The 16,685-nt window shown below is 41.3% G+C and carries 19 protein-coding genes and 1 pseudogene; 19 read left to right on the forward strand and 1 reads right to left on the reverse strand.

The annotated features are described in order from the left end of the window. Positions 1-546 precede the first annotated feature (546 nt). Positions 547-1,410, forward strand: a complete 864-nt coding sequence (locus C232_RS0111855; protein ID WP_018664380.1) for a DNA-3-methyladenine glycosylase family protein — start codon at positions 547-549, stop codon at positions 1,408-1,410. Between the two features lie 12 nt (positions 1,411-1,422). Next, positions 1,423-2,802 carry a 23S rRNA (uracil(1939)-C(5))-methyltransferase RlmD gene (rlmD, locus tag C232_RS0111860; RefSeq protein ID WP_018664381.1) on the forward strand — a complete coding sequence of 460 codons (1,380 nt, stop codon included), beginning with the start codon at positions 1,423-1,425 and terminating at the stop codon, positions 2,800-2,802. Between the two features lie 837 nt (positions 2,803-3,639). Here rlmD and C232_RS0111865 read toward each other — a convergent pair. Further along, positions 3,640-4,227, reverse strand: a complete 588-nt coding sequence (locus C232_RS0111865) for a TetR/AcrR family transcriptional regulator (protein WP_018664382.1) — start codon at positions 4,225-4,227, stop codon at positions 3,640-3,642. A gap of 176 nt (positions 4,228-4,403) precedes the next feature. Between C232_RS0111865 and C232_RS0111870 the strand changes: the two genes are divergently transcribed. The 17 genes and pseudogenes from C232_RS0111870 to C232_RS0111950 all read left to right on the forward strand — a co-directional run bounded on the left by C232_RS0111870 (position 4,404) and on the right by C232_RS0111950 (position 16,505). Beyond that, positions 4,404-5,267: an alpha/beta fold hydrolase gene (locus tag C232_RS0111870; protein ID WP_018664383.1), complete on the forward strand. Its 864-nt coding sequence runs from the start codon at positions 4,404-4,406 to the stop codon at positions 5,265-5,267. A gap of 36 nt (positions 5,268-5,303) precedes the next feature. Continuing rightward, positions 5,304-5,690: pseudogene (locus C232_RS18620) on the forward strand (GNAT family N-acetyltransferase); the annotation flags it as partial. A gap of 303 nt (positions 5,691-5,993) precedes the next feature. Next, positions 5,994-6,635 carry a Vat family streptogramin A O-acetyltransferase gene (locus C232_RS0111880; protein ID WP_018664385.1) on the forward strand — a complete coding sequence of 214 codons (642 nt, stop codon included), beginning with the start codon at positions 5,994-5,996 and terminating at the stop codon, positions 6,633-6,635. Positions 6,636-7,360: 725 nt separating this feature from the next. Beyond that, positions 7,361-8,260 carry an amidoligase family protein gene (locus tag C232_RS0111885; protein ID WP_018664386.1) on the forward strand — a complete coding sequence of 300 codons (900 nt, stop codon included), beginning with the start codon at positions 7,361-7,363 and terminating at the stop codon, positions 8,258-8,260. Between the two features lie 38 nt (positions 8,261-8,298). Further along, positions 8,299-8,757, forward strand: a complete 459-nt coding sequence (locus tag C232_RS0111890; RefSeq protein WP_018664387.1) for a gamma-glutamylcyclotransferase family protein — start codon at positions 8,299-8,301, stop codon at positions 8,755-8,757. Next, on the forward strand, positions 8,750-8,938 hold the full coding sequence (locus C232_RS0111895; RefSeq protein ID WP_018664388.1) for a DUF5049 domain-containing protein: 189 nt from the start codon (positions 8,750-8,752) through the stop codon (positions 8,936-8,938). Before C232_RS0111890 ends, C232_RS0111895 begins: the two co-directional genes overlap by 8 nt. 88 nt (positions 8,939-9,026) lie before the next feature. Further along, positions 9,027-10,631 carry a terminase large subunit gene (locus C232_RS0111900; protein WP_018664389.1) on the forward strand — a complete coding sequence of 535 codons (1,605 nt, stop codon included), beginning with the start codon at positions 9,027-9,029 and terminating at the stop codon, positions 10,629-10,631. A 50-nt stretch (positions 10,632-10,681) separates the two neighbouring features. Further along, entirely contained in the window at positions 10,682-11,926 is a 1,245-nt protein-coding gene (locus C232_RS0111905; protein ID WP_012102986.1) for a phage portal protein, read from the forward strand. Next, positions 11,927-12,616: a head maturation protease, ClpP-related gene (locus tag C232_RS0111910; RefSeq protein ID WP_018664390.1), complete on the forward strand. Its 690-nt coding sequence runs from the start codon at positions 11,927-11,929 to the stop codon at positions 12,614-12,616. A gap of 19 nt (positions 12,617-12,635) precedes the next feature. Further along, positions 12,636-13,829: a phage major capsid protein gene (locus tag C232_RS0111915; protein ID WP_018664391.1), complete on the forward strand. Its 1,194-nt coding sequence runs from the start codon at positions 12,636-12,638 to the stop codon at positions 13,827-13,829. A gap of 12 nt (positions 13,830-13,841) precedes the next feature. Next, on the forward strand, positions 13,842-14,054 hold the full coding sequence (locus C232_RS0111920; protein ID WP_018664392.1) for a head fiber protein: 213 nt from the start codon (positions 13,842-13,844) through the stop codon (positions 14,052-14,054). A 26-nt stretch (positions 14,055-14,080) separates the two neighbouring features. After that, positions 14,081-14,401, forward strand: a complete 321-nt coding sequence (locus tag C232_RS0111925; RefSeq protein WP_018664393.1) for a head-tail connector protein — start codon at positions 14,081-14,083, stop codon at positions 14,399-14,401. Position 14,402: 1 nt separating this feature from the next. Then, positions 14,403-14,738 (forward strand): head-tail adaptor protein, encoded by a 336-nt coding sequence (locus tag C232_RS0111930; RefSeq protein ID WP_018664394.1) that lies wholly within the window; start codon positions 14,403-14,405, stop codon positions 14,736-14,738. Between the two features lie 5 nt (positions 14,739-14,743). Then, positions 14,744-15,175 (forward strand): HK97-gp10 family putative phage morphogenesis protein, encoded by a 432-nt coding sequence (locus C232_RS0111935; protein WP_018664395.1) that lies wholly within the window; start codon positions 14,744-14,746, stop codon positions 15,173-15,175. Beyond that, the gene (locus tag C232_RS0111940; protein WP_001022899.1) at positions 15,172-15,513 is read left to right on the forward strand and encodes a hypothetical protein; all 342 of its coding nucleotides are present in this window, start codon (positions 15,172-15,174) and stop codon (positions 15,511-15,513) included. The genes C232_RS0111935 and C232_RS0111940 overlap by 4 nt, the downstream gene beginning before the upstream one ends. Before the next feature lie 3 nt (positions 15,514-15,516). Continuing rightward, on the forward strand, positions 15,517-16,107 hold the full coding sequence (locus C232_RS0111945) for a major tail protein (RefSeq protein ID WP_018664396.1): 591 nt from the start codon (positions 15,517-15,519) through the stop codon (positions 16,105-16,107). 11 nt (positions 16,108-16,118) lie between these two features. Continuing rightward, positions 16,119-16,505: a hypothetical protein gene (locus C232_RS0111950; RefSeq protein ID WP_018664397.1), complete on the forward strand. Its 387-nt coding sequence runs from the start codon at positions 16,119-16,121 to the stop codon at positions 16,503-16,505. Positions 16,506-16,685 lie beyond the last annotated feature (180 nt).

Here is a 16,685-nt window from a genome sequence, read left to right on the forward strand (position 1 = left end):
AATGGGACTTTTCCATTCCAATTACGGGGTTTTTCATTCCAAAACCGGGATGATGCATTCCACCTATTTTGGTTCATTCCAAAATCTGGGTTTTTCATTCCAAAATGGGACTTTTCCATTCCAATTACGGGGTTTTTTATTCCAAAACTGGGATGATGCATTCCGCCTATTTTGGTTCATACCGAAATCTCAGTTTTTCATTCCAAAATGGGACTTTTCCATTCCAATTACGGGGTTTTTCATTCCAAAACCGGGATGATGCATTCCACCTATTTTGGTTCATTCCAAAATCTGGGCTTTTCATTCCAAAAAGGGTTTTTTCCATTCCAATTACGGGGTTTTTCATTCCAAAACCGGGACGATGCATTCCAACTATTTTGGTTAAATGTCTTTTAGAACAATCAAAAATCCAACCTAGTATCCTGAATAAGCAGGCCCCATGCTTTTTCTACTTAAAAACTTTTGTTTTGCCAAGTGATAGCAATTCGTTTACTATTTTCCAGGCTACGTATGATATAATGGCAAAAAAAGTAGTGAGGATGCCAAATGTGGGAGAAAACTGTTACAATTCAAGGCCCGTACAATTTTGACCGGGCGCTAGAGCGTTTAAGCCTCGATCCGCTACAGGCTGTTGATATTTTAAAACGTCAAGTTAAAATACCAATTTACGGTAAAGTTCCGGAAACGGCAGTAATCACTGCAATCGGAACCACGGAAGAACCTGCATTCCATATAGAAGGCGAAAATCCGGATACAGCCGAAATCGTGGAAAAGCGCCTATTTCATCTGTTTCAATGGGATACGGACATTGCCGGCATTACCGGCTATTTCACCGGAACCGCGCTGCAACCGATTTTTGAAGAACACCGCGGGACACCGTTTGTACTCGATTTTTCGCCGTACGCCTGCCTGGTCAAATGCATCATCCACCAGCAGCTCAACACGAAATTTGCCCATACCCTGACAGAACGGTTTGTCTACACATTCGGATTCCAAAAAGAGGGTGTCTGGTTTTACCCTTCGCCGGAAAAAGTTGCTGCAATTCCTGTTTCCGATTTACGCTCCCTGCAATTCAGCGAAAGAAAAGCGGAGTATGTTACCGGCCTTTCGAAGCTCGTTGCATCAGGTGAACTGAATCTGGCAGCACTCGACACGAAACCGGATGAAGAGATTTTAAAAACACTGGTGAAAATCCGCGGCATCGGCCCGTGGACCGTTCAAAACTTCCTGATGTTCGGTCTCGGCCGCCCGAACCTGTTCCCAAAAGCGGATATTGGCATCCAAAACGCATTAAAAAAACTTTTTCAGCTCGAAAAAAAGCCCACCTATGAAGAAATGGACACATACGCAAAAGACTGGGAACCCTATTTAAGTTATGCTTCTCTTTACCTGTGGCGAAGCATTGAATAAAGGACGGATTTTATGCAGAAACAACAAGCAAACATCAAAGTCAAACAACAATTCCCGCTCACGATCAAGCGGCTCGGCATTAATGGCGAAGGGGTCGGCTACTTTAAAAGAACGGTCGTCTTCGTCCCGGGCGCGCTCCCTGGCGAAGAAGTCGTCGTTGAAGCAAAACGCGTGCATCCGAAATTCGTCGAAGGGATCGTCAAAAAGGTGCGCAAACGCTCACCCCACCGCATCAAAGCCCCATGCCCGGTATACGAGCAATGCGGCGGCTGCCAGCTCCAGCATCTGGCGTATGACCAGCAGCTCATCGAAAAACGTGACATCATCATCCAGGCGCTTGAACGCCATACAAAAATCAACGTGGAGGAACTTGATATCCGCGCGACAATTGGCATGGAAAACCCGTGGCTCTACCGCAACAAAAGCCAATTCCAGCTTGGCGAGGACCACGGTAAAATCATCTCCGGCCTCTACAGCATGGACTCCCACCGCCTGATCAACGTCCCGGAATGCATCGTCCAGCATCCGCTGACAAACAAAATCACACAAGTAGTCACGCAAATTTTGAATGACTTTCATGTGCCGGTGTACAACGAAAAAACCGGAAAGGGCATCGTGCGCACAATTGTCACAAGGGTCGGGATTCAAACCGGACAGGCCCAGGTGGTACTGATCACGGCACAAAAAGAATTGCCGCGAAAAGACATCATCCTGTCTGAAATCAAACAACGCCTGCCGGAAGTCGTTTCCGTCGCACAAAACATCAACGCGAAAAAAACTTCAATCATCTTCGGCAACGAAACGATCCATCTATCCGGCAAAGAAATCATTGAAGAGCGGCTCGAAGAATTCACCTACGAACTCTCCGCACGCGCCTTTTTCCAGCTGAACCCGATCCAGACGGTCAAACTCTATAATGAGGTGAAAAAGGCAGCAGGTTTAACAGGCGTCGAAAAAATCGCTGATGCCTACTGCGGTGTCGGCACAATCGGCCTGTGGCTTGCAGACGGCGCCTCCGAAATCCGCGGCATGGATATTATTCCGGAAGCAATTGAGGATGCGAAAAAGAATGCTGCCGCCCACCATATCCCGAATGCCCATTACTATGCAGGGAAAGCGGAAGTACTGCTGCCAAAATGGCTGAAAGAAGGCTGGCATCCGGATGTCGTAGTAGTGGACCCGCCGCGTTTCGGGTGCGATGAAGCACTGCTGCGGACGATTTTGAAGGTAAAACCGAAAAAATTTGTATATGTATCATGCAACCCGTCAACCTTGGCGAAGGATTTACAGGTATTGAGCAAGGCTTATGATATAGAATACATGCAGCCTGTAGACATATTTCCGCAGACGGTGCATGTTGAGTGTGTGGCGTGGATGTCTAGGGTGGTGTAGATAAATATTAATCTCTTGGCAACCAAAATAAACTCTTGCTAACTTCACCACCAATACTGTCAAAATAAACATTTGCTTTTTCAATATAAAACTCATTAAAAACTCGGTTTTTCCACATCAGGATCCCGAGTTTTTTATGTCTTTTTCAATATCATTTCAATACATATATGTACCTAAACCGATTGATAATAGTGGGTTTATCCAATATACTAATCAATATAATCTCAATAATTTTTCCACTATTTTTATCTTTTTTCTTTACCTCTTATCTCAACCATTTTCTTCCCTCTATTATGGCAAAACTTTATTCCAACTCCGAAAAAACCGTGAAAAAACAGCCGAAAAAGGCCCGAAAAACGACCGATTTTAATCCAAAATTGGATAAAAATGAGGGGTCTGTAGCAAAACATTATTATGAGTGAAACGGTGGAATGCGGGTTGGAGGGGTGGGGTTTTAGCAAATGATTATTCTTATGGTGGAAAATTGTCTGTTTAAAAAGTAAATCTCTCAATTAAAATAAACATTACCGACTCTGATCCGAATATCGTTAAAATGAACATTTGGAAGTTCTTAAAAGAAAAAAGAGAGAAAATATAGATAAAAAATAAGGAGTTGAATCTAAAACAAGATTCAACTCCTTATTTTGATAAAATATTTCTTTAAGAACATTTACTTGAATTATAGTTTGAAAATTCCCTCAGTAAAGTTTTTTCTCAAATGCTTTTGTTTGGTTTAATCGAGGATAAGCCCAAGGAGTAATTCCGAAAATAAGTCTTCATTTTTATTAAATACTTAATTTAAGAATTCCTACCCAACTTTACTTGGTAAACAAGGTCTTAATCTTCTTTCTTACCTGCTATGCCGTAAAAGAATAACTTGGTAAGATCCTCAGCAATTGGAAGTGTCATTGTGGCAACATCTTCACGCTGCAAATATTCTTGAAACATCTTTAAATAGAATAAAATAGCTTCATCTGATATCTCAGAGTCAATATATCCTTGTTCTCTACCTTCATTAAAAAGTTTAATGAAGAGTGGAAGGGCTTCCTTTTGATATACTTCTTCAACATAACTCTGCCCACTTGCATAATCTTTCATAAAGTCTTGAAAAAATCGTTCGCTTATTTGATTAGCGGCAATACCTTTTTCAAATATAATCTTTTTAATCTTCTCATTAAATGGAAGGTCATTAACTAATAGATGTTTTTGTTCATCCCATATCTGATCAACATAAAACTTAAAAACTAAACGAACTAGATTTTCTTTACTTTCAAAGTAATTATATATGGTGACTTGCGATACATTGGCCTTTTTAGCTATTTCTGTAATAGATACCTTTTGTAATCCATACTCCATGAATAGGGCTAATGCGGCATTTAAAATGTCTCTTTTCTTTTGTTCCCTACGTTTTTCAAACCCATCCATTTTCTTCACCTCATTGTTAGTTTAATAAAAATTATGTAATAAAACAATAAAAATAGTTCATAAGTTGTTGCAGAAAAAATAGTTTTTGTATATTATGAAATAAACGAGTTAAAATAGTTCATAATTTAAAGGCGATGAAACATGAATCTATTAAAATGCTGTGGAGGATTAATATTATGATAGGAAACTTTCCAGAAATTAAAACGATAAAACTAAAATTAAATGATATAAATGTCAATTGCTATACAGCTGGAGAATCTGGTTCTCCTGTGATACTTTTGCATGGTGCAGGAGTTGATTCAGCAAATATATCTTGGAGTGAGGTATTAGGTCCTTTATCAAAAAATCACCGTGTATTTGCTCCTGACCTTCCTGGGTATGGAGAAAGTGATAAACCTAATGTGGAATATTCACTTTCCTTTTACATTGATATATTGAATCAAATAATAGATCGTCTTCACCTTGAGAAGGCTAACTTGGTTGGACTATCTTTAGGTGGAGGAATCTCTCTTGGGTATACGCTCGAATATCCAGCTCGAGTAGAAAAGCTAGTATTAGTAGGTGCGTGGGGGCTATTTAGTAAACTTCCTTATCATCTTCTCACTTATTGGTATACACAATCATTCCTCAATGAACTTTCGTATAAATGGTCAAGTAAAAGCAGAAGATTTGTGAAGTGGACGCTGCTAAATAGTTTATTTGGAAATCCTAATAATGTATCAGAAGAACTTGTAGATGAAATTTATGGATTTTTACAAGCACCACATGCTGGTAAAGCATTTATGTCATTCCAGAGAAGTGAGATTACACGCACAGGACTTAGAACTAAGTTGGCAGAAAATCTATCTGAAATTAAAAAACGGACATTAATCGTTCATGGGTCAAAAGATACCTCAGTTCCTATTAAACATGCGTTTGAAGCACATGAGGCTATGAAGGCTTCCGAGCTGTATGTAATGGAAGGGTGTAAACATTGGCCACAGAAAGAGAGACCGGAAGAGTTTACCCGAGTTATTACAACATTTCTAGGGAAAGAGTAAAGTAAAAATATGTACTTGAACAGGAGCTATAAAGAAATGAACATAGTAATTAAACAAGAACAGGTGAAAGACTATAAAATAACTGAAGAAGTGGTAAAGAATGCATTCGCTAATGCGGAGCACAGTGATAAAAATGAACATCATTTGGTGTCTCGTATTAGAAATTCAAACGTATTTATACCAGAATTATCTTTAGTGGCGATGGATAATGATGATAACAAACAAGTGGGACATATTCTATTATCCAAGATAAAAATTAAAAATGAAGATCAAGTTGTAGAGTCACTCGCTCTTGCACCTGTATCTGTCCTACCAGAATATCAAAATCAAGGCGTAGGTAAATTATTGATTAGTAAAGCATTGCAAAAGGCAAAAGAGCTTAGATTTAATTCGGTTGTTGTTTTAGGGCATCCTGAATATTATATCTTTTTTATTGGTGTTCAATATGGTTTTTTCTGAAGAAGTTCTAGAATTGGAGATGATACAGCTGTTCCGTTTTTAGAGCCCCTCTATTAAAAGTATATCTTTCATGGTAGTTTAATCCATTTCTTAATTGATTCATACTTCGAGTAACATTATTAAGCATTTTTTGACTATAAAAAAATAGACTTTAACCAGTTAGTAGGGGAAATGGAAAAAACGACCGCTGCCTCGGCCTGTGTGAAATAATTCGTTGTGATTAAATTAGCAAGTCATCTTTAAACAATGATATAAAGGAGTGAGTTTATGTCTGCTAATAATTTTCCTGGACCAAATCCACAAACTCCATTTCCATTAGAAGGAAATAAAAATGTTCAATTTATTAAGCCAACTATAACAAGAAAAAATGTTTCTGTTGGGGATTATTCGTACTACGATAGTAAACATGGAGAGTCATTTGAAGAACAAGTTCTATATCACTATGAAGTAATAGGTGATGAACTGATTATAGGAAAGTTTTGTTCGATAGGTCCAGGAACAACCTTTATTATGAATGGAGCGAACCATCAAATGGATGGCTCTACTTATCCATTCCATTTGTTTGGCAGTGGGTGGGATATGTATGTACCTACCTTAGACGACCTGCCGATTAAAGGAGATACTGAAGTCGGAAATGATGTATGGATAGGAAGAGATGTAACAATTATGCCTGGAGTCAAAATTGGAGATGGAGCAATAATTGCTGCACAATCAGTTGTTACAAAAAATGTAGCCCCCTATACAGTTGTTGGAGGAAATCCTGCGATAGTTATAAAAAAACGTTATTCAGATAAAGTAATAGAGGATTGGCTAACAATAAAGTGGTGGGATTGGGATTCTAAGAAAATTAGTGATAATCTCGAGTTCATAATAGGTGGACATATAGATAAATTGAAAAAGAACAATTAAATTAAGATCGGACTGGATGCTTAATAGGTTCTTCTGATCTTTATTCTAAAATACTTCACTCTCGAAAAGTAGTGTGGATGATGACTTACTTGGTGGGTTTTGTACCAAAAGGTTAAGAAAGTAATTTAAGTAGAAAATCTATTTTCTTATATCTGAAACTCTTTTTCTACTATGTAGATCAATAATAAACTCTTGACAGTCATAATAAACTTTTGCTAACTTTACCACCAATTCTGTAAGAATAAACCTTTGCTTTTTCAATATAAAACTCATTAAAAATTCGGGTTTTCCTCATCAGGAACCCGGATTTTTTCATGTCTTTTTCAATATCTTTTCAATACAGTAATGTTCCCAAACTATTGATGTTACTGGCTTTTTCCAATATTCGATTCAATACTATTTCAATAACAAATCAATACTTATCCAATATTTTTATCTTTCCTCTTGATCTCTTATCTCCATTATTTTCTTCCCTCTATTATGTCAAAACTTTATTCTAACTCCGAAAAAACCATGAAAAAACCGCTAAAAAAGGCTCGTAAAACGATCGATTTTAATCCAAAATTGGATAAAAATGAGGGGAAGAATAAAAATACACATTTTAAGCCCAATATGGCAGTAAATATGTAGATTTATATTGCAGAATTGTCTTGCTATATAAGCCTTTTAGAGTGATATATGTACATGCCGAAAGGACAAACACACTTTAAAAGGAGCGAGATACGATGTTAAGTGCAAAATTTGGGATTGAGATTGAATTTACCGGGATTACAAGGGAAAGGGCGGCTAAAGTAGCTGCAGAGTTTTTGCAAGGCATTTACAGTGAAGGCGGGACATACTACGACACCAAGAAGGTAATAACTCCAGATGGTCGAGTGTGGAAGTTTATGTACGATGGGAGCATCAACTGCCAAAGAAAAGAAGGTAGAAGAAAAGTAGCTGCAGGTAGAGATTATAGCGTTGAGTTGGTTAGTCCAATCCTAACCTACCGTGAGGACATTGAAACTTTGCAGGAGCTAGTAAGAAAGCTTCGCAAAGCTGGAGCCTTTACAAATACATCTTGCGGAATTCACATTCATCTAGACGGTGCTGAACATACGCCACGAAGCATTCGAAACTTTGTAAATATCATTGCAAGCAAAAATGACTTATTTTATAAAGCACTTCAGATTGCACCGCAGAGAATGAATTACTGCAAAAAGATGGACAGCATTTTGGTTGAGAAGATGAACCGTAAAAAGCCTAAAACGATGAGACAAATTGAGGACATTTGGTACGAGGGCTACAGCGAGAGTAGAAGCACTCATTATCACAACAGCCGCTACCATTTCCTCAACCTTCACAGCTTTTTTACCGGAAACCATACAGTTGAACTTAGAGGATTCAATAGCGAACTTCATGCAGGAAAGATAAGAAGCTACATTGTTCTAGCACTTGCCATCAACCACCAAGCCTTAACGCAAAAGTGTGCATCAGCAAAGAAACCGCAGGTGGAAAACGAGAAATTTGCCATGAGAACCTACCTAAACCGGATTGGTTTCATTGGAGATGAATTTGCAAACTGCAGAGAGCATTTGACCGCAGCACTTTCGGGTTCAGCTGCATGGCGGTTTCGGGCGGCCTGAGCTGCCCCTAACCCACAAAGCTAAGAAGGAGGATTACGATGAAGAATAAATTATATCTTGCCTATGGCTCCAACCTTAATCTAAAGCAAATGGCCGACAGATGCCCCACAGCTAAGGTGGTAGGAGCAAGCCAAATCAATGACCACCGCCTATTATTTAGAGGGGCACACGCGGGCGCTGTGGCGACAATCGAGCCTTTTGAGGGTGGCAACGTACCAGTTTTAGTTTGGGAGATTACACCGACCGATGAAGCGGCACTTGACCGTTACGAGGGATGGCCGTTCCTTTATCGAAAGGAAACAATAAAAGTGAAGTTGGGAAGCAAAACCGTCAAGGCGATGGTCTACATCATGAATGATGGTAGACCGCTTGGACAGCCAAGTTGTTATTATTACAGTACAATTTTAGAAGGCTATAAGAGTGCGGGCTTCGATGTGGAAATCCTGCGCAAAGCGACAACCGATTCAATAGAATCGGAGGAGGTAGCCAATGAATGAGATAATTAAGCAACAAATCCTTTCCATCCGAGAAAGTGGAGTCACAAATATGTTTGATGTGGACCGAGTACAGTATGAGGCAAATGAACGAGGGTTTTATGAATTGGTAGTCTATTTAATAGACCATAAAGCAGAATATGCCCATTTCATACTGACGGGTGAAGTGGATAAAAAGAAATAACTAAATCTAAATAGGATAGAGAAAAGGGCTTCATCTATAGGATTGAGGCTCTTTTCTTATGTCCTTTTCCATAAAAGGGGCGGTGTTTATGCGGAAACTGAAGAAATATAAGCCGACCGCCTTTATAGCTGAAGGGTCATATTACGATAAGGACGCTGCTGATTACGCTGTGGCTTTTATCGAAGCACTCTCCCATACGAAAGGTTCATGGGCAGGCAAGCCTTTTGAACTTATCGACTGGCAGGAACAAATTGTCCGTGATTTATTCGGTATCTTAAAACCTAATGGATACCGGCAGTTTAACACGGCTTATATAGAAATACCTAAAAAGATGGGAAAAAGCGAGCTTGCAGCAGCAATCGCACTTCTCCTCACTTGTGGAGATGGTGAAGAACGAGCAGAGGTATACGGTTGTGCCGCAGATCGCCAGCAGGCATCAATTGTATTTGAAGTAGCAGCCGATATGGTGCGGATGTGTCCAGCGCTGAATAAACGAGTGAAGTTGCTGGCTTCAACTAAACGACTGGTGTACCTGCCGACCAACAGCTTTTATCAGGTATTGTCGGCTGAAGCCTATTCAAAACACGGCTTCAATATACATGGTGTTGTTTTTGATGAACTTCATACTCAGCCAAATAGGAAACTATTTGATGTTATGACAAAAGGGTCTGGTGATGCGAGAACCCAACCGCTATATTTTCTTATCACCACTGCAGGGACGGATACCCAGAGTATCTGCTATGAAACACACCAAAAAGCGGTTGATATTATTGAGGGAAGAAAATACGATCCTACTTTTTATCCCGTAATCTACGGTGCCAAAGAAGAGGATGATTGGACTGATCCCAAAGTATGGAAGAAAGCAAATCCAAGCCTAGGAATTACAGTAAGTATCGATAAAGTTAGAGCAGCTTGTGAAAGCGCAAAACAGAACCCTGCTGAGGAAAATAGCTTTCGACAGCTGCGTCTGAACCAGTGGGTTAAGCAATCTGTCCGTTGGATGCCAATGGCAAAGTGGGATGCCTGTGCGTTTCCAGTAAAACCAGAGAGCCTTGAAGGTAGAGTATACTATGGAGGACTTGATTTATCCTCTACCACTGACATTACAGCCTTCGTGCTGGTGTTCCCACCGGAAGATGAAACTGATAAATATACCGTTCTCCCGTATTTTTGGATGCCGGAGGATAATATTGACCTCCGAGTGCGACGAGACCACGTGCAATACGACCTTTGGGAGAAGCAAGGCTATATTTTAACCACCGAGGGAAATGTAGTCCATTATGGATACATTGAAAAATTCATTGAAGAACTGGGGGAAAAGTACAACATTCGAGAGATTGCTTTTGACCGCTGGGGCGCTGTTCAGATGGTGCAAAATCTTGAAGGGTTAGGCTTTACTGTAGTTCCTTTCGGTCAAGGTTTTAAAGATATGTCACCACCTACAAAGGAACTTATGAAATTGACATTAGAAGAAAGAATAGCACACGGCGGGCATCCAGTACTACGGTGGATGATGGATAACATCTATATAAAAACAGATCCGGCTGAAAATATAAAACCGGACAAGGAAAAAAGTACAGAAAAAATAGATGGAGCAGTGGCAACTATTATGGCACTCGACCGCGCCATCCGCTGTGGACCAGGTAATAGTGGAGACTCGGTGTATGACGAGAGAGGTTTAATAATTCTATAAATTTCAATGATTGTTTGTGGTGTAATTCTTTCAATTTGGAGGTGAGGCCTATGAATTTATTAAAAGGACTGTTTCGTTCAAGGGACAAACCGCAAAACCGTGTGGGTAGCGCATTTTCCTTCCTGTTTGGCGGTACATCATCTGGCAAAACAGTAAATGAGCGTACTGCAATGCAAGCAACAGCGGTGTATGCCTGCGTAAGAATACTAGCTGAAGCGATTGCTGGACTGCCACTACATGTATATAGATATCGTTCTGATGGAGGTAAAGAAAAGATTCCTTTCCACCCTTTGTATTACCTTCTTCATGATGAACCAAATCCAGAGATGACTTCATTTGTGTTTCGAGAAACACTGATGAGTCATCTTTTACTTTGGGGCAATGCTTATGCACAGATAGTTCGAAATGGTCGTGGCCAGGCAATTGCGCTTTATCCCCTACTTCCTAACAAGATGGAAGTAAGTCGAGCATCAAATGGTGAACTGGTTTATACCTACTACCGGGATACAGACGAAAGTGGCCTGAATCCAAAAGGAGGCTATGTCACACTTCGCAAAGATGATGTACTTCACATACCAGGCTTAGGCTTTGATGGACTCATTGGCTATAGCCCCATTGCTATGGCAAAAAATGCAATCGGTATGTCACTTGCTACTGAAGAGTACGGTGCGGCATTCTTTGCTAATGGAGCCAATCCCGGCGGTGTGCTGGAGCACCCGGGAGTAATTAAAGACATACAGAGAGTGAAGGATAGCTGGAATAGTGCTTACCAAGGCACAGCTAAGGCACATAAAATCGCTGTATTGGAAGAGGGCATGAAGTTTCAAGCCATCGGTATACCTCCAGAACAGGCTCAGTTTTTAGAAACACGGAAATTTCAAATCAATGAGATTGCGAGGATTTTCCGTGTGCCTCCTCATATGGTGGGAGATCTTGAGAAATCTAGCTTCTCCAATATCGAGCAGCAGTCGTTGGAGTTTGTAAAATACACTCTCGATCCGTGGGTGGTGAGATGGGAGCAAAGTCTCCAGCAATCGCTTATTTTGCCTTCTGAGAAAACATCAGTATTCATCAAGTTCAACTTAGATGGTCTGCTTCGCGGCGATTATCAAAGCCGAATGAATGGCTATGCTATTGGGCGGCAAAATGGCTGGATGTCAGCTAATGATATCCGTGAATTGGAGGACATGAACCGTATCCCAGCTGAGGAAGGTGGCGATTTATATCTGGTTAACGGAAATATGACGAAACTGGCTGACGCAGGAGCGTTTGCCAAAACCGAAGGAGGTCAGTAAATGAAGAAGTTCTGGAATTGGGTGCGAGATTCTGATGAAGGGCGCACTCTCTATTTAAATGGAGTGATATCCGAAGAAACGTGGTGGGGTGATGAGGTCACACCTAAGATGTTCAAAGATGAACTGCTAGCTGGCACAGGTGATATTACAGTGTGGATTAACTCTCCTGGCGGGGATGTGTTTGCAGCAGCTCAGATTTACAACATGCTTATGGACTATACCGGAAAGGTCACTGTAAAAATTGACGGGCTTGCGGCAAGTGCAGCTTCCGTTATTGCAATGGCGGGTGGAGATGTATATATGTCGCCGGTATCCATGATCATGATTCATAACCCTTCGACCATTGCCATCGGTGACAGCGAGGAAATGCTGCGAGCAAAGGCTCTATTAGATGAAGTTAAGGAAAGTATTATTAATGCCTATGAGTTAAAGACTGGTCTTTCCCGAACAAAGCTTTCTCATCTGATGGATGCAGAGTCATGGATGAATGCAAATAAAGCCATAGAACTTGGTTTTGCAGATAAGATCATGTTTATGGAAAGTGAAACACCGGATTTGACGGATAGCCTTATCTTTAGCAGGATGGCGGTTACTAACTCACTTATTAGCAAACTACCCAAAAAACAAAAACAAAAGACAGGTACACCTATAGAGTCGCTGGATAAGCGGCTTTCTTTAATTTCTCACTAATTTAAAGGAGGAAATAACAATGAGTAAAATTCTTGAATTGCGCGAGAAACGCGCTAAGGTTTGGGATGCGGCGAAGGCATTCCTTGATTCAAAACGTGGCGGTGATGGACTGTTATCCGCCGAGGACACGACAACCTATGAAAAAATGGAAGCCGATGTGGTGGCTCTTGGTAAGGAAATTGAACGTTTGGAACGCCAAGCATCTATCGACTTGGAACTGTCGAAAGCAACCAGTAACCCAATTACCAATGAACCTACTAGAACTGGAGAGGAAAAGACCGGTCGTGCAAGTGCTGAATACAAAAGAGCTTTCTGGAATGCAATGCGTGACAATGTTAGCTATGAAGTAAGAAACGCTCTAAAAATTGGCACTGATTCTGAAGGCGGATTCCTTGTGCCAGATGAGTTTGAACGTACGCTAGTAGAAGCTCTAGAGGAAGAAAATATTTTCCGTAGATTGGCTAATGTAATCACGACATCTTCTGGTGACCGTAAGATTCCTGTTGTTGCAAGCAAAGGTACAGCAAGCTGGATAGATGAAGAAGGAGCTATCCCAGAAAGTGATGACAGCTTCGGTCAAGTATCCATCGGGGCCTATAAACTAGCGACAATGATTAAAGTCTCTGAGGAGCTACTAAACGATTCCGTGTTTAATCTCGAAAGCTACATCACAAGAGAATTTGCCCGTCGCATTGGGAACAAGGAGGAGGAAGCCTTCTTTGTAGGTGACGGTACAGGTAAGCCAACAGGGATTTTAAATGCCACAGGCGGCGGTCAAGTTGGTGTTACTGCGGCAAGTGCCACTGCCATCACTTTGGATGAGGTTTTAGATTTATTCTACAGTTTGAAAGCACCTTATCGTAATAAGGCCGTATTCGTAATGAACGATGCCACTATAAAGGCTATTCGTAAATTGAAAGACGGTAATGGGCAATACCTATGGCAACCTTCCATCCAAGCGGGAACACCTGATACGATTCTTAACCGCCCGCTGTATACCTCATCATATGTACCTACTGCTGAAGCAGGTGCAAAAACTGTGGTATTCGGTGATTTTAGTTATTACTGGGTGGCAGACCGTCAAGGACGCGTATTCAAACGATTAAATGAACTCTTTGCTGTCACAGGTCAAGTAGGGTTTATTGCTACACAGCGTGTTGATGGAAAGCTTATCTTGCCGGAGGCCGTTAAGGTACTCCAACAGAAGGCGTAACGGAGGTGCTTTATGAGTTATAACACGAAGAACTATACCGAACAAGGCGGAGGAAAAACTGTAATTGGCGGTGTTTTAGAAATTAAAGAGGGAGCCTCGGTTACGGGGCTTCCTGTTGCAGGAAACCAAGCAGACAGCACAGCCACCGATGTTGCTGGTTTAGTTACGGACTTTAATGCTCTGCTTGCTAAACTAAAAGCAGTGGGGCTTATGGAGACTGACTAAGGTGGAACGTAAAGGAGGTTGGTGGTATGGCAGTGGCAGATAATCTTTTGCCTAAAGTTAAAGCGAACTTAATTTTAACGCATGATCAGGATGATGCCCTCCTTATCGGATTTATCACTGCTGCAGTCTCATATGCACAGAGCTATCAGCACGTTCCTGAAGACTATTATGAAACCCATGCCATGCCTCCAACAACAGAACAAGCAGTGATTATGTTGTCGAGCCATTTCTATGAAAGCAGGGATGGCTCGACAGCAGGTTTCTTTGCTGACAGTGTACAGGCGGGGCAACAAGTATGGAACACAGTGAACCTGCTTTTACGGCTTGACCGAGAGTGGGGTGTTTAGCATGAGTTTTGGAAAGATGAACACATTCATAGATATCATCAGTACGGTACCAATAAAGGATGAGGAAGGCTTCGCCAAAAAAGGTGACAATATACTCGTTAGTGTACTTGCTTACAAGGAAGATCGGCATGGCAGTGAGCGATGGACGAATATGGCATCATTTTCATCTGCAACTTCCCTATTCAGGTTTAGAAAAATCTTCGGACTTAAGGTGACCAATGAAATGGTTATCGTCTGCGATGATGGCAGATATCAAATTTTAAGTGTTGAGGATGTAAGAAATCGAGGTATGTATGTCGAGGTTTTAGCCGAAAAGCTAGAACCAACTGTGAGGTGATGGATATGGCAAAAGCGAATATAAAGATGCCAGAAGAATTCCTTTTAAAGGTATCCCGATTAGCTGACCAAACCGATGTGATTCTTCCTAAGATTTTAGAAGTTGGCGGTGAAGTGGTGCTAGATAAAGTCAAGGGAAATCTAAGTAAGGTGGTTGGCAAGGACACGAAATATCCATCCAAAAGTACTGGAGAATTGCTATCTTCACTGGGCCTTTCTGGTGCAAAGCAGGATAGAAACGGTAACTTCAATGTAAAAGTCGGCTTTGCAGAGCCACGTTCTGATGGTGAGAGCAATGCTAAACTTGCCAGCATCATTGAATATGGGAAGCATGGTCAGCCTGCAAAACCCTTCCTAAAGCCTGCGAGGAATGCATCTAGGAAACCCTGCATCAACGCAATGGTTGCCAAGCTGGAGGAGGAGATCGACAAAATATGAATATCTTAGAGGAACTTAATACACTTGTGACCGCCATACCGCTCCCCGTGGAAACCGGGGTTTTTTCAGGTTTGGCACCAGATGAGTATGTCGTGATTCTTCCTCTTTCGGATATTTTTGAAGTTCATGCGGATAATCGTCCAGGCTTTGATGTGCAGGAAGCGAGGATATCACTGTTTTCAAAAAATAATTACCTAGAGCGGAAACGGCAGCTCACAACTGCTTTAATAAATGCGGATTTTACTGTGACTGAACGAAGATATATCGGTCACGAGGATGATACTGGATATCACCATTATGCCATCGATGTGGCGAAAAACTATAGATTGGAGGAATAACACATGGCAACTATCGGTCTTGATAGACTGTACTATTCAAAAATAACCGAGGACGCTAACGGTGAGGAAACTTATGCCCAACCTTCTGTACTTGCAAAAGCCATCACTGCTGAACTTTCGGTAGAACTAGTGGAAGCCATTCTGTACGCTGACGACGGTGCGGCGGAGGTTGTGAAAGACTTTAACAGTGGTACTCTCACCCTCGGTGTAGACGACATTGGTCCGACGGTCGCAGCGGATTTAACTGGCGCTTCTACTGATGACAACGGAGTACTAATCTCTGCTAGTGAAAACGTGGGTACACCCGTTGCAGTGGGGTTTCGTGCGCAAAGGGCTAATGGAACATACCGCTATTTTTGGCTGTATCGTGTTAAGTTTGGACTACCAGCTACCAACTTACAGACAAAGGCTGATTCCATTACCTTTTCTACACCCACCATTGAAGGAACCGTTATGCGCAGGAATAAGCTGGATGGATTGGGCAAGCACCCATGGAAAGCGGAAGTTACAGAAGGTGATCCTGGTGTTTCATCGACCACCATAACAGGCTGGTTCACTGAGGTTTATGAACCTGTCTATACACCTGAACCATAGGAGGAGAAATAATGGATAATGATAGAAGTGCCACAATCAACATAGGTGACAAAGAGTATGAACTGGTTTTAACTACACGAGCTACAAAGGCCATTGCCGGTCGTTACGGTGGTCTTGAAAACCTTGGAGAAAAACTGATGAAATCAGAAAACTTCGAGATGGCACTGGATGAGATTGTTTGGCTCATCACGCTGCTTGCAAACCAGTCCATTTTGATTCGAAACCTAAAGAATAAGAATGCACCAGAAGAATTACTGACAGAGGAAGAAGTAGAGCTTCTTACCTCACCGCTTGATTTATCGGCATATAAAACTGCAATTACCGAGGCGATGTTCAAAGGTACAAAGCGAAATGTAGAAAGTGAGGAGGAAACTCCAAAAAACGTGGAAGTCGGGTAACGGACGATGAGGTCTTTACCCGGCTTCTTTATTATGGAACAGTTCAGATGGGCATGGAGACAGAGGAATTCTGGCTTATGCCAATTGGGCTGTTTTTTGATTTATGGACTTGTCATAAACAATGGCATGGTATTGAAAAGCCAAAGAAAACACGGACCATTGACGATATTATCCCACCAG

Origin of the sequence: Heyndrickxia acidiproducens DSM 23148, assembly GCF_000374345.1 — a bacterium.
Classification (GTDB): Bacteria; Bacillota; Bacilli; order Bacillales; family Bacillaceae_C; genus Weizmannia; species Weizmannia acidiproducens.

Bases quoted from the DNA above. Each gene is read 5' to 3' on its own strand.
- C232_RS0111910 (WP_018664390.1), top strand. From the start codon at position 11,927: ATGAAGAAGTTCTGGAATTGGGTGCGAGATTCTGATGAAGGGCGCACT.
- C232_RS0111865 (WP_018664382.1), bottom strand. From the start codon at position 4,227: ATGGATGGGTTTGAAAAACGTAGGGAACAAAAGAAAAGAGACATTTTA.
- C232_RS0111890 (WP_018664387.1), top strand. From the start codon at position 8,299: ATGAAGAATAAATTATATCTTGCCTATGGCTCCAACCTTAATCTAAAG.
- C232_RS0111855 (WP_018664380.1), top strand. From the start codon at position 547: ATGTGGGAGAAAACTGTTACAATTCAAGGCCCGTACAATTTTGACCGG.
- C232_RS0111905 (WP_012102986.1), top strand. From the start codon at position 10,682: ATGAATTTATTAAAAGGACTGTTTCGTTCAAGGGACAAACCGCAAAAC.
- C232_RS0111945 (WP_018664396.1), top strand. From the start codon at position 15,517: ATGGCAACTATCGGTCTTGATAGACTGTACTATTCAAAAATAACCGAG.
- C232_RS0111880 (WP_018664385.1), top strand. From the start codon at position 5,994: ATGTCTGCTAATAATTTTCCTGGACCAAATCCACAAACTCCATTTCCA.
- C232_RS0111900 (WP_018664389.1), top strand. From the start codon at position 9,027: ATGCGGAAACTGAAGAAATATAAGCCGACCGCCTTTATAGCTGAAGGG.
- C232_RS0111895 (WP_018664388.1), top strand. From the start codon at position 8,750: ATGAATGAGATAATTAAGCAACAAATCCTTTCCATCCGAGAAAGTGGA.
- C232_RS0111950 (WP_018664397.1), top strand. From the start codon at position 16,119: ATGGATAATGATAGAAGTGCCACAATCAACATAGGTGACAAAGAGTAT.
- C232_RS0111915 (WP_018664391.1), top strand. From the start codon at position 12,636: ATGAGTAAAATTCTTGAATTGCGCGAGAAACGCGCTAAGGTTTGGGAT.
- C232_RS0111885 (WP_018664386.1), top strand. From the start codon at position 7,361: ATGTTAAGTGCAAAATTTGGGATTGAGATTGAATTTACCGGGATTACA.
- C232_RS0111920 (WP_018664392.1), top strand. From the start codon at position 13,842: ATGAGTTATAACACGAAGAACTATACCGAACAAGGCGGAGGAAAAACT.
- C232_RS0111925 (WP_018664393.1), top strand. From the start codon at position 14,081: ATGGCAGTGGCAGATAATCTTTTGCCTAAAGTTAAAGCGAACTTAATT.
- C232_RS0111935 (WP_018664395.1), top strand. From the start codon at position 14,744: ATGGCAAAAGCGAATATAAAGATGCCAGAAGAATTCCTTTTAAAGGTA.
- C232_RS0111940 (WP_001022899.1), top strand. From the start codon at position 15,172: ATGAATATCTTAGAGGAACTTAATACACTTGTGACCGCCATACCGCTC.
- C232_RS0111870 (WP_018664383.1), top strand. From the start codon at position 4,404: ATGATAGGAAACTTTCCAGAAATTAAAACGATAAAACTAAAATTAAAT.
- C232_RS0111930 (WP_018664394.1), top strand. From the start codon at position 14,403: ATGAGTTTTGGAAAGATGAACACATTCATAGATATCATCAGTACGGTA.
- rlmD (WP_018664381.1), top strand. From the start codon at position 1,423: ATGCAGAAACAACAAGCAAACATCAAAGTCAAACAACAATTCCCGCTC.